This window comes from Shewanella surugensis (assembly GCF_023284005.1).
GTDB lineage: Bacteria > Pseudomonadota > Gammaproteobacteria > Enterobacterales > Shewanellaceae > Shewanella > Shewanella surugensis.
Window position 1 is genome coordinate 1 of record NZ_JAKIKS010000073.1, and the last position, 12,559, is coordinate 12,559.

Annotated in this window: 13 protein-coding genes and 1 pseudogene; all 14 read left to right on the forward strand. The window is 40.6% G+C overall.

Annotation, left to right across the window (positions count from 1 at the left end):
* Nucleotides 1–588: RHS repeat-associated core domain-containing protein (locus L2764_RS16740; protein ID WP_283107050.1), on the forward strand; the 588-nt coding region annotated here is incomplete at its 5' end.
* A gap of 18 nt (nucleotides 589–606) precedes the next feature.
* Complete coding sequence (locus L2764_RS16745; protein ID WP_248941419.1) at nucleotides 607–1,002, forward strand: DUF2750 domain-containing protein; 396 nt, start codon at nucleotides 607–609, stop codon at nucleotides 1,000–1,002.
* A gap of 302 nt (nucleotides 1,003–1,304) precedes the next feature.
* Nucleotides 1,305–1,850 (forward strand): hypothetical protein, encoded by a 546-nt coding sequence (locus L2764_RS16750; RefSeq protein WP_248941420.1) that lies wholly within the window; start codon nucleotides 1,305–1,307, stop codon nucleotides 1,848–1,850.
* Between the two features lie 353 nt (nucleotides 1,851–2,203).
* On the forward strand, nucleotides 2,204–2,416 hold the full coding sequence (locus L2764_RS16755) for a hypothetical protein (RefSeq protein WP_248941421.1): 213 nt from the start codon (nucleotides 2,204–2,206) through the stop codon (nucleotides 2,414–2,416).
* A gap of 43 nt (nucleotides 2,417–2,459) precedes the next feature.
* The gene (locus L2764_RS16760; protein ID WP_248941422.1) at nucleotides 2,460–2,996 is read left to right on the forward strand and encodes a hypothetical protein; all 537 of its coding nucleotides are present in this window, start codon (nucleotides 2,460–2,462) and stop codon (nucleotides 2,994–2,996) included.
* 11 nt (nucleotides 2,997–3,007) lie between these two features.
* Nucleotides 3,008–3,355, forward strand: coding sequence for a hypothetical protein (locus L2764_RS16765; RefSeq protein WP_248941424.1), 348 nt, complete (start codon nucleotides 3,008–3,010; stop codon nucleotides 3,353–3,355).
* Nucleotides 3,356–3,641: 286 nt separating this feature from the next.
* Nucleotides 3,642–4,574, forward strand: coding sequence for a hypothetical protein (locus L2764_RS16770; protein WP_248941426.1), 933 nt, complete (start codon nucleotides 3,642–3,644; stop codon nucleotides 4,572–4,574).
* A gap of 655 nt (nucleotides 4,575–5,229) precedes the next feature.
* Nucleotides 5,230–5,646, forward strand: a pseudogene (locus L2764_RS16775) (IS630 family transposase).
* Nucleotides 5,647–5,663: 17 nt separating this feature from the next.
* Complete coding sequence (locus L2764_RS16780) at nucleotides 5,664–5,870, forward strand: hypothetical protein (protein ID WP_248941428.1); 207 nt, start codon at nucleotides 5,664–5,666, stop codon at nucleotides 5,868–5,870.
* 253 nt (nucleotides 5,871–6,123) lie between these two features.
* Nucleotides 6,124–7,203, forward strand: coding sequence for an efflux RND transporter periplasmic adaptor subunit (locus L2764_RS16785; RefSeq protein ID WP_248941430.1), 1,080 nt, complete (start codon nucleotides 6,124–6,126; stop codon nucleotides 7,201–7,203).
* Nucleotides 7,200–10,295, forward strand: coding sequence for an efflux RND transporter permease subunit (locus L2764_RS16790; RefSeq protein WP_248941432.1), 3,096 nt, complete (start codon nucleotides 7,200–7,202; stop codon nucleotides 10,293–10,295). The genes L2764_RS16785 and L2764_RS16790 overlap by 4 nt, the downstream gene beginning before the upstream one ends.
* A 163-nt stretch (nucleotides 10,296–10,458) precedes the next feature.
* Nucleotides 10,459–11,223, forward strand: coding sequence for an MFS transporter (locus L2764_RS16795; RefSeq protein ID WP_312018364.1), 765 nt, complete (start codon nucleotides 10,459–10,461; stop codon nucleotides 11,221–11,223).
* Nucleotides 11,224–11,237: 14 nt separating this feature from the next.
* Entirely contained in the window at nucleotides 11,238–11,477 is a 240-nt protein-coding gene (locus L2764_RS16800; RefSeq protein ID WP_248941434.1) for a hypothetical protein, read from the forward strand.
* Between the two features lie 262 nt (nucleotides 11,478–11,739).
* A complete protein-coding gene (locus L2764_RS16805; protein ID WP_248941436.1) occupies nucleotides 11,740–12,504 on the forward strand; it encodes an AraC family transcriptional regulator in 765 nt (254 codons plus the stop codon).
* Nucleotides 12,505–12,559 lie beyond the last annotated feature (55 nt).

Genomic DNA, 12,559 nt, shown 5'->3' on the forward strand with positions numbered 1-12,559 from the left:
ATTGCCCGTTTTTATAGCAATGACCCTGTGGGGTTTGCGGATAGTAGTCACAGCTTTAATCGTTACGCCTATGCCAATAATAATCCCTACAAATACGTGGATCCGGATGGTAATAATCCTAAGTTAGCGGTGGATTTTGCATTAAATATCGCGTTAAACTATGCAACAACGGGCAAAGCTAATGTAGTTGGTGCTTTAAAGGATACGGCAGTTGATGCACTCAACCCTTTGGCAACGATAAATAAAGCCAGAAAAGCGTATAAAGCGGTAAGTGCTGTTTCAAAAGGAAGTGGGCGTTCAGGTAAACAGCAAAGATTGAAAGAAATTATGAACGACCCCAAAGCTAGTTCAGCTGATAGAGGTTGGTTAAAAAATGATGCTCGTCATATTAAATATGGCAACAAATCAGGCTTGCGTATTCCAAGGAATGGGAGGGAATCGCCAGGGAGAAAAGCTCAAGATAAAGGTTATGAATTGGCTCACCCACATGATGCTTCAGCAAGTAAAGGTAACAGTTACAATGGATCAAAGCTTAAGAATCATGCAGATCACAAGGTTGAGACTCGATTGCATAGACATAGGTATTAAGATGAAGAGTGTAAAAAAATGCATGAGAAGCAAATAGAAAATCTACTCAAGCAGTCACCAGAGCAACGATTCGAGTATTTTATTCGCTATTGTGCTGACTTTGAGCAAGTATGGGGGCTGGTTGTTGGTGAAGATAATTGGGTGATTTTTAAAGATTCAGAAGGAGGTGAAATTTTTCCCTTGTGGCCTCATCCTGATTTGGCAGATGTATGTTGCTTTGAGGAGCACAAGCATCTGGGAGCAAAACCACAACCGATAGGTTTGGAATCGTTTATTCAAAATTGTATTCCTGATATGGTTGCTGGTAAGGTTGATTTTGGGATATTCTATGATGCTTCTAGACAAGGGCTTATAATAGGTGGTGATGCGTTGAAAGTTGCTTTTGAAGAAGAAGTAGACACAGTATGGGAGTAATAGGAGTCTAAAATTAACCAACAAATTAACCAAAACACCCATAATTCGTTGCCTAGTTTATGTTCATAATATTAAGCTAGGTTTCTGAGTGATTAAGTCAGGTAAAAACCACTGCTTTTTAGCGGTGGTTTTATTAAGGACTTAACCTACATGCAAGCCCGCTTTTTTTGTTGGTAAAAAAGTGACCCGCTTATTGGCCGTTTTTACACTAATGATCCGGTTGGCTTTGCCGGTAGCAGTCACAGCTTTAATCGACTAATTTTCTAATAGCGAGCTATGCCAATAATAACCCTTATAAATATGTGGATCCAGATGGGGAGTTTGGGATTGTCGGTGCGTTGATTGGTGCAGGAGTAGAAGCTTTTGCTCAAGTATTAACTCATCAAGGAAGCTATAGTGATTTTTCATTTAATAAAACCGATATTGCTATTGCCGCTGTAGTTGGTGCTGTAACTGGAGGCATGGGAGGAAGACTTGCCATGCAGTCAGCTAAAGGAGCGATGCGGGCATCAGATGCGCTAGTGACAACCATGTCTGTTGGTTCGACTACAAATGTTGCAGGAGCTATGTTAAGTAGTAAATTAAATGGAACCGAGTTTACTGAAAAACAAATGATTTATGCTGCGATTGGCGGAGGGTTCGGTACGGGTGTTGGTGGTAAAATTGCCACCAATACTGCAAGAACTCTCGAAAGAGGCTTTGGCTCATTTAATGCCAGTATTGCCTCTAGTACTGAAAAAGCCTTTGTTGGTAAAACTGCTGAAGCAAGCACTTCAGTATTTCAACAAGCAGGTGCAATTTCTGCTGATCTTTCTTTGAATACGTCTCAAAAGGTGCTTAGTGATTAGAAAAAAGGTTAAGTTAAAAGGTAAACATAAAGATGTACTATTATTGTGTCTGTTTATAGAGGTTATGTTTATATTAGTTATTTTTATTCTTGCACTTAAGAATTACTTTTTTGGCAATGGCTTATTTAGGTGGGAAGGGATTTTTTATTCATTTTTAATAGCCCAAGTTCTAACATTACTAATTTGTATGCGTTTTTACTGGAAGATAAGACATAAACCGTTTTGATTGACGTTTAATCTTTAGTTATCCATTTTTCACCAAAACCACCGAATTTTTGCGGTGGTTTTTTATTGTTTGAACAGGTTCAAATTTTTACTTAAGTCGAGTGGTGTTGAAAGGGCTGAGAGTCATAATGAGAAAGAGTGGAGGGGCATGGAAATATTTCATTAAATTTGCGATTGATCAGGCATTGGCTATACCCACCATCTTGCATGATAAGGATTTAGGCTTAACTTACATGCAGGCCCGCCACTCTGTTTATCAAAAGGGATCCCTTGATAGCGCGGTTTTTACAGTAACGATCCGGTTGGCTTTGCCGGTAGCAGTCACAGCTTTAATCGACTAATTTTCTAATAGCTAGCTATGCCAATAATAACCCCTACAAATACGTGGATCCGGATGGTGAGTTTGGGATTTATACGGGGGTCTTAGGCGCAGTAGCAGGTAGTATTGGTGGCGCTATAACAGGTTATTATCAAAATGGCTGGGACGGAGCTATGGAAGGGGCTGCTATTGGAGCTGCTGCAGGTGGTGCAGTTGGTGTCTTTTTGCCCAATATAGTAGGAGCATTTGCAACTAATACACTTGCGAGTATCGCTGGTCAAATGATGAGTAATAAATATCATGGTGCGGGGGCATTTGATAATTTAGATATCATCGCTGCAATAAGTTCAGGATTAGGAGGGGTGGCCTCCATTAGTGCAAAAGGAATTAGTGCCTTTGCCCCGAGGTCTCGTCCAGATGTAATTGGTAACTTTTATAAGAATACTCAACCTAATAAAGTGATAGGAACATCAATAATGGCTGTTAGTGAAGGTGTTGGTACCGCTATTGGGGAAACGGTAGGAAAAGAATGGAACGGGTTAGCGCAAAAAATGGTAACTGAGATTAGAGCGCCTCAAGTCCAACAGTCAGTAAGTGAATAGGATAGTATTTTATGTTTAGAGGTAGTTTTTTACTGGTTTTTGTTTTGTCAGGTTTACTGTGTTTCTTGAGTGTACTTACGTTATTTTCTTCAGTGCTTGGGGTTGAATTTGGTATACTACAAAAGCAAAAAGCAAATGGTCTAGTTGATTATCTTTTTATTATAATTGGAGGATGTGTTGTTTCATTTTATATAGCTAGTCGTTTAATTTTTTGTGAACATTGCCAGAAACAATTAATCTCATTTCGTGAAGGAGGACAAGCAACCCGTTGGAATAATTTACTTTGGGCGTGGTTAACTAAGCGAAGAGTATTATGTCCACGTTGCAAACGTCCTAATAACCTACGAAAAATAAATTAGCTACAACTCACATAGTTAATCTTACTTTCGATTCATACAAAACCACTGCTTTTTAGCGGTGGTTTTATTAAGGACTTAACCTACATGCAAGCCCGCTTTTTTGTTGGTAAAAAAGTGACCCGCTTATTGGCCGTTTTTACACTAATGATCCAGTTGGTTTTTCCCAAAGCAGTCACAGCTTTAATCGACTAATTTTCTAATAGCGAGCTATGCCAATAATAACCCCTACAAATACGTGGATCCGGATGGTGAGTTTGGGTTACTGGGCCTTGTTTTAGGAGGGGTAGTGGAAGCTGTTGCGCAAGTAGCAATGCATCAGGGGAGCTATAGTGATTTTTCATTTAATAAAACCGATATTGCTATTGCCGCTGTAGTTGGTGCTGTAACTGGAGGCATGGGAGGAAGACTTGCCATGCAGTCAGCTAAAGGGGTGCTGCCGCACAATACCGATTTTGATCTGAAGCTTTATCATATTGGCCCCGATGACATGAAAACGGAAGAGCGGGGTAGAGCAGTGAATATCGAGATGGAAAATCTGAGCGGATCGGTTGTTGAAGGTCATGGCCTGTCTATCCCTACCTTATCATCGACGCAATTTGTTATGAACAAAGGGGAGTTATACTTATTTAGCAATGAGTTGTTAACATGGACACTACCGGGTTCAGAAGTGCATGGTTTTCAAATGGCACAAGATATTTATTCAAACACAAATATCACGGCAGGGCCATTACAGGCACAGCACATATCGGAAATATACAGTGCCACCTATTGCCCAGAGCCTGAAGACATTGAAGTCGATATTTTAAATCGCCATATTGAGTATGGGCAGTTTATGCGGTCTTCTGCTCAAGGTCGCTTAGCAGACGGTAGAAAAGTGCCTCTTAATCTGTTTCAAGATGGGTTAACGAGTGAGCTAAACTACGCTATTACCGATCTCGATGTATTATCTTCTGCTCAGACATGGGTGAACATGCACCGCAAGGATGGCAGAAAGATAGTACAATGTCGTTACAATGTCAGGATCCATAAAGCAGATGGTACCTCTACAGGGCGTGGTCTAAGCCTTATCGAAGTGGAATTATCAGACACTATATATGAGACACTGATAGAATTGGCTGATTATGAAGTGGAAACATATGATTTTTCTGGCATCATACTCACTACCGTTACCTGCGATAAGAATGATTACTGTGCGGTTGCATTTAGCCCTGATCATTGAGGAGAGTGGCTTATTGCTTCAGGTATACCTAGCTTGTGCTCAAGCAGATGGATTTATGCTAGATACTCATTACGGTAACGCAGGCACGTGCGAGGATATAATGTACATTAGAATGAAGCGCTTAAGTTGTCGTAGCCAAGCCCGTTCTCTGGATGTCAGTTCGGGCTGAACCGTATTCTATTTAAGTCGTCTGCCCTGATCGTAGGCACTATACTCGCGATAAAAGCGGACATGATCCAGTAAACCTCTTTCAGTGTCTTGCGTACAGAGAAAGCCACTCCCTCCATCAGCCTACACCTTAAATGGCAAAGTGAGTGTCGCTCTGAATGGGTCCGTTACTGATTTCAATCGCATAATAGATCCCCAAAAATATTTATTAGTCCTCTCTTAAGGTTAAAACCACCGACTTTAGTTATGATATTGTTTTCCGCTATTTTAAAGTGGAGGATTAAGACAACAGTGATGGAATATAGCTAAATAATAATATGGCATAATGTAGTCGATGCCATACAGTCTCGATTTTCGCCAACGCATTTTGGCCTATAAAGAAAAATATCACCTATAAAAAAAAGCCCTTAAACACCCCAAAGCGGATGAAATCGCTCGACAAACCTTTATTCTGAAAATACAAAAATATCAAGAAGAAGGAAAGGACATTGTTTACCTTGATGAAAGTGGCTTTGCTCAATCGATGCTCCGTACACATGGCTATGCCCTAAAAGGGTTACGATGTTATGGCAAGCATGATTGGCAGGCTAAAGGCCGTATTAATGTCATTGGTGCGATAGTCAATATGACCTTTCTGACGCTAAGTCTATTTTCTGGCAATATTAATGCTGATGTCTTTTATGCTTAGTTAATACAAGGTTTACTGCCCAAAGTCTCTGTCCAATCTATCATTGTGATGGATAATGCTAGCTTTCATAAGCGTAATGATATTATTGAATCGATAAAAAAATATGATTGTATAGTTGAATTTTTACCTCCTTATAGCCCAGATTTGAACCCTATTGAGAAAAATAGGCACAAGTTAAATCGATACGAAGGCGAGAGCGTCAACGTTAACGATTGAATGGGCAGCAAATACAAATGGCTATTGGTTTAACCTCATCGATATTTACCCGAGGCAGCTTGTTTTATTTAGTCACTAATGCCAACACGGATGATGAAAAAGTTGTCGCGATATCAAGACGTCCAAGTAAAGTTGCTGCGCAAACTAACAGACACTTGATGAGTTTTAAAGCGGATCAGTGTGGTGACATTCCAGTCACCTTATTATGTGAGAGGATTACATGACAATGCGTTGACTCAAAAAACAACCCATGTTTTTGTTCAGTGTCATTGAGGATTGTTTAGTCTTAGCTTATTAAAAATAAAAACCCCCAGATTTTTTGATAAAATCTGGGGGTTTTTATTTGGAGAGAATAAATATCGGCTCCAACAAATAGAGCGGTAGCTCTTTAAATTGTAACCAAAAGTAAAAGGTATTGTTTGATTGGGTTATAAAGGTAAACTAAAAGAATACTAAAAAAGGTTGTTTGGGAAGGTAATGAAAAAAATACTGGTTATTTTTGTATTGGTGTTAACCGCCTTAGGTTATCATTTTTTGAAGGAAGAGCAGCTAACGCAAGCTAATGCGAGACCGATGGTGAATGTTGTTGTTGCCAAAGTAACGATGGGCCCAATACGAGAAGAAGTTGAGGCCTTAGGGACCACTCAAGCAAACGAATCGATTATCGTGACCTCAAAAGTCAGTGATGTCGTGACAAAAGTTAATTTTAGTGATGGTGACAAAGTCAAAAAAGGTCAACTTCTTATTCAGCTTCACGATAGAGCTCAAGCAGCACAGGTGACGATAGCTAAGGTGCAATTACACGATCATATTCGTGAACTTGAGAGGATCCGTGAGCTAGTGACCTCTCAAACAGTAGCCGTGTCTGAGCGAGATAGATTACAAACCGCCATCGATACCGCCAATGCGCAATTATTAGAAGCCGATGCGGCGTTAGCCGATAGAAAAATAAAAGCGCCTTTTGCTGGCGTGTTAGGCCTACGTCAAGTGAGTCTCGGCGCGTTAGTGTCTCCCGGCGATGAAATTACCACATTAGATGATATATCGGTGATTAAATTGGATTTTTCTGTGCCAGAGCGTTTTTTACAAGCGATTAAAGTGGGCAATAAAGTCGAAGCCAAGGCTGTCGCTTTTGATGATGAACAGTTTATTGGTAAGGTGGCATCGATTGATAGTCGAGTGAATCCTGCAACGCGCGCCGTGATCGTCAGAACCGACATTCCTAATCCAGAGGGTCGCCTGCTACCGGGTATGTTGATGACGGTTAAGTTGATAAAATCGAGTCGAGAGGCACTCATTTTACCTGAGTCGGCGATTATTCCCATTCAAGAAAGGCATTATGTTTATGTGGTCGACAGTGAAGGCGTGGTCAGCCGTCAGTTGGTGACATTAGGGATCCGTAAACGCGGTTGGGTCGAAATAGTCGATGGTATTCAATTAGATCAACAAGTCATCGTCCGTGGTATATTAAAAGTCAGGCCAGGTGACAAGGTCAGCGTTTCGTTGAGTGAGAATTTTAGCTTTTTAGAGCAAGCTAAGGTTGAGCCCATCGCATGATATTAACAGATCTTTCGGTTAAGCGGCCGGTATTCGCTTCAGTTATCAGTATTTTATTGATTGTTTTTGGTTTAGTGGCATTTGATAAGCTTCCGCTTAGAGAATACCCTGATATTGATCCGCCGATTGTGTCTATTCAGACCAATTATCGTGGCGCATCAGCCTCAGTCGTTGAGAGTCGTATTACCCAGCTGATTGAAGATAGAATCAGTGGTGTTGAAGGCATACGCAACATTAATTCATCCAGTCGTGATGGGCGTTCTGACATTACCATTGAATTTGCGGTGGATCGTGATATTGAAGCGGCAGCGAATGATTTGCGAGACAGAATTTCGGGTTTATTAAATAATTTGCCAGAAGAGTCCGATCCTCCAGAAGTTGAAAAAGCTAATGGTGGGGATGAAGTGATTATGTGGCTAAATTTGGTCTCAGATCAAATGAATACCTTACAATTGACGGATTATGCTAGACGGTATTTAGTGGATCGTTTTGCTGTACTAGACGGTGTTGCCAATCTTCGCTTAGGAGGGGGAAAGGTTTATGCCATGCGCATTTGGATCGACAGACAGGCATTAGCGGCTCGCAATTTAACCGTGGCGGATATTGAGTCTGCCTTACGTGAAGAAAATGTGGAGCTTCCAGCGGGCAGTATTGAGTCAAAAGATAGGCATTTTACGGTGCGCTTGGAGCGCAGTTTTAAAACCGCCGATGATTTTGCCAATTTAGTGCTTAAAGAAGGAGAAGATGGATATTTAGTGAAGCTTGGGGATGTGGCAAAAGTGGAGATTGGCTCTGAAGAAGAGCGGATTATCTTTCGGGGTAATCGTGAGGCCATGATTGGTCTTGGGATCTCAAAACAATCGACAGCGAATACCTTATCGGTAGCAAGAGCGGCAAATGCACTCGTCGATGAAATCAATCCCACATTACCTGCAGGCATGTCGATTAAACGCTCGTATGATAGTTCAGTATTTATTGAAGCCTCTGTCAAAGAAGTGTATCAAACACTTTTTATCGCCATGTTTTTGGTGATCATTGTGATTTATTTATTTTTGGGCAGTGTCAGGGCGATGTTGATCCCGGCCTTAACCGTGCCCGTGTCGTTAATGGCCACCTTTATCGTGCTGTATAGTCTAGGCTTTACGATTAATTTACTCACATTACTGGCGATGATTTTAGCCATTGGCATGGTGGTTGATGATGCGATTGTGATGCTAGAGAATGTTCATCGGCGGATTGAGGAAGGTGATTCGCCATTGAAAGCGGCTTTTTTAGGCGGCCGTGAAGTGGGTTTCGCCATTGTTGCAACGACTCTGGTACTCGTATCGGTGTTTATGCCCATTACATTTTTAGAAGGAGACTTAGGCAAGTTATTTAAAGAGTTTGCGGTGGCGATGAGCGCTGCGGTGATTTTCTCCAGTATAGTGGCATTAACGCTAAGCCCTATGATGTGTTCTAAATTACTCAAGCCCAACAACGAATCACCTTGGTTGGTTCAAAAAATAGATGCCGGAATGGACAAATTGTCGTCTCGCTATCGAAAAAGCTTAGCTTATTCGATGAAGCACCCTTATATTATCACGTCCATGGTGTTTATCGCGCTGGTGTGTAGTGGTTATTTAATGACGATAATTCCACAAGAATTTGCCCCAAGAGAAGATAGAGGCTCGTTATTTTTAATTGTGAACGGTCCTGAGGGAGCTAGCTTTGAATACATTGAATCTTATATGGATGAAATTGAAACGCGTCTAATGCCTTTGGTTGAGGCGGGAGAAGTGAAACGTTTACTTATTCGGGCGCCGCGCTCATTCGGAACCAGTGCCAATTTCTCCAATGGTATGGCCATTATTGTACTGGAGGATTGGGGGCAACGACGCGGAGTGGGTGAGATCATCGATGACATTCGCGCTAGATTATCTGATTTGGCTGGCGTTAGGGCATTTCCGGTGACTCGCCAGGCCTTTGGCCGAGGAGTGGGAAAACCGGTACAATTTGTATTGGGCGGTACCAGCTATGAAGAGTTGGCACATTGGCGTGATATTATGTTCGAAAAGGCGAAAGAGTATCCTAATTTAGTCGGGCTGGATGATGATTATAAGGAAACTAAACCGCAATTACGGGTAATTATTGATAAAGATAGAGCCGCTGCATTAGGGGTGTCGATTTCCCATATTGGCCGTACCTTAGAGTCGATGTTAGGATCGCGTTTGGTCACTACTTTTATGCGAGATGGACGAGAATATGATGTCATTATCGAAGGGGTACGAGAGACGCAAAATACCGCGCAAGATTTGGAAAATATCTATGTGCGTTCAGATCGAACCCAAGAGCTGATCCCATTATCAAATTTAGTGTCAGTAGAAGAATTTGCCGATGCTAGTGCACTCAATCGTTATAATCGTATGCGGTCGATTACCCTAGAAGCGAACTTAGCTGATGGTTACAGCTTAGGTGAAGCGCTGGAAGATCTTAATGAAATTGCACGGGTGTATTTACCCGCAGAGGCGGTGATAAGTTATAAAGGGCAATCATTGGATTATAAAGAGTCGGGTAATTCAATGTACTTTGTGTTTATTTTAGCCTTAGGAGTGGTGTTCTTAGTGCTGGCGGCACAATTTGAAAGTTATGTGCATCCGATTGTTATCATGCTGACGGTGCCTCTTGCCACATTAGGCGCCTTAATTGGTTTGTGGGTGACGGATCAAAGTCTTAATATATACAGTCAAATTGGCATTATTATGCTGGTGGGATTGGCGGCTAAAAATGGTATTTTGATCGTTGAATTTATTAATCAACTTAGGGATAAAGGTTTAGCATTTCATGAGGCGATTATTCAAGCCTCCAGTCAACGATTAAGGCCCATTCTAATGACGGGGATCACCACGGCAATTGGTGCGGTTCCTTTAGTGATGGCCGTCGGCGCTGGGGCTGAAACGCGTTTTGTTATCGGTGTGGTGGTGTTATCAGGTATTACGTTGGCGACTTTCTTTACCCTTATTGTGATCCCTGTTGCTTATTCGATATTGGCTCGCCATTCAGGATCTCCGGAGCGAGTAGCGAAACAGCTTGAAAAGGAATTAGCGCAAGAATAGGTCTATACCCGTGATACTTCAAGATGCATGTTTTCAGAGCCAGTAAAACCAATCAATTTAAGGCGCATGATTGCGGGAATGTAGGCACCTTTTAAAAGCATGCAACACAGAAGTGGTTGGTTTTAATGGCTCCTAATAGGCAGGTTTAAACGCCTTTTACGCTGTGTTATTGAGCATTAACTTAGAATTACTAGGTCATCTGCTCAAAGCCTTGCCTACAAGGCTTTTAATTCCAGCTGAATCCGGCATCTTGAAGTATCACGGGTATATATTGATAAAAAGGCGCTGCGGCGCCTTTTTGATATCTTGTTTTTTCTATATTTTTATTCAAATGAACATGTTCAATGAAATGGCGCCCGAGCTCATGGTTTATTTCAATCTGAGTCCCCAGCAGCTGGGAAACTTATCAGCCATGTATTTTTATGGCACGGTTATTTTTCTTTTTCCGGCAGGAATATTACTCGATCGCTTTTCTGTACGGATTTTATTGTTGTTGGCTACTGTCTTCTGTGTGATTGCCACCGCCATATTTAGCTTTACAAGCCATTTTTGGATAGCGGCCATAGCGCGTTTTGTTGTGGGAATGATGGCCTCTTTTGCTATAGTGTCGTGCGTTAAATTAGCCTCCCGCTGGTTTACCACACCGCATATGGCAGTCGTTATGGGACTATGTGTCACCATTGCGATGTTAGGTGGGGTTTTGGCTCAAGCTCCTTTTGTATGGTTGATGAATACGTTAGGTTGGCAGCAGACATTACTGTGCAATTTGGGCTTAGGAGGGGGGGTATCTGGTTGTTTATCTATCCCCATGATTATCCGGTTCAGCTTGAACAAAGAGTTATGGGATCGGAAATGCGTTTTTGGACAGCCATTAGGACGGTGGTTAAGAATAAACCAAACAGGTTCGCTGGACTTTATACCTGCCTGATCAATCTTTCATCAATGTTAACGGCGAGAGCTCAAGGATTATCAAGTGTTATCATCATGGCCGGTGGGTTTATGCAGCCTGTTTTTGGTTGGCTGATTAAAACAAGTCAACCACTCAGTCAGAGTAAAAGTCATACGGGGGAGGCTTATCAGTATGTTGATTTTTTTTGGAGTATGTGGCTAATGCCGATGGCGTTTATAGTGGCGTTGATTATTGCTTGGTGTGTTAAAGAAACATATTGTCAGCGGTTATAAATTCAGCATTACATTGATAAGATTGATTACCTGCCCGTCAATGGTATTGACGCTTTTATTTTTACGACTTCAATAAATTCTCTATTAATTTTACATTAAATATATATTTTGTTAACATTTGCAGTCCATTTTTATCATCATTTACGCCTACAAAGGTATCATTTACGCTAATAGATGAATTGATTGTAATACAGCGTTAATTTGTGAGCTGATTACTAATATTCAACCAAAATAAACGTTGATATCGATGTAAGGGAAGTATATGAGTATAGCGAAGGAAGAAATAATTTTGCTAGGGAATAATAATATAACGAATGAAAAATGTTCATATTATCTTCATTGTTCGGGGTATAAAGTTAGCTATCAATTGGATGCGGATGTGGGAAATGACAGTCAATATCTGATTGTTTTTGACTTGATTAATCCCGTTTCGGATATTGATCACCTATTAAACCATGTTACTAAAAATATGTCAGTGCCAATATTAGTTATTATTAACGATGACTATGCCCGTAGTGATTTATATCATAAAGGCATTCAAGACTATATATTAAACCCCATTAATGATAAGGAGTTTATATATCGTATTGATAGTGGGATGAGGTATTTTTATAATAAGGGTGATGGTAATGATTGTAACCTTGCAATTGAAATGAACAAAATGTCAGGATATATTCATAACGCTAATTTTGAAAGTGCTGAGAAAGTACTCGTTAAGAAAACATGTCAATATTTAATTGATAATATTGATATGAAATTTTGCTTAGATGGCGTGGCAAGAGAAATGGGAACCAATCGGAGTAAATTATCTGCATCATTTAAATTGGTACTAAATAATAGTGTATTTGAGTGGCTAAGGAAAGAAAGGATGATGCTGGCAAAATATTATTTAATTAGCACTAGAATGTCAATTCAACAAGTATCACTTGAAGTGGGTTATAATAATGCTGCGAACTTCTCAACATTATATAAAAAGTGTTTTAATTTATCACCAAGAGAGCAAAGAAGTATACTTACGGTTAAGTAAAATAATGTTACGTATAGAAATGTTTTTTAATTTATATCGATTATATTTAATTGTA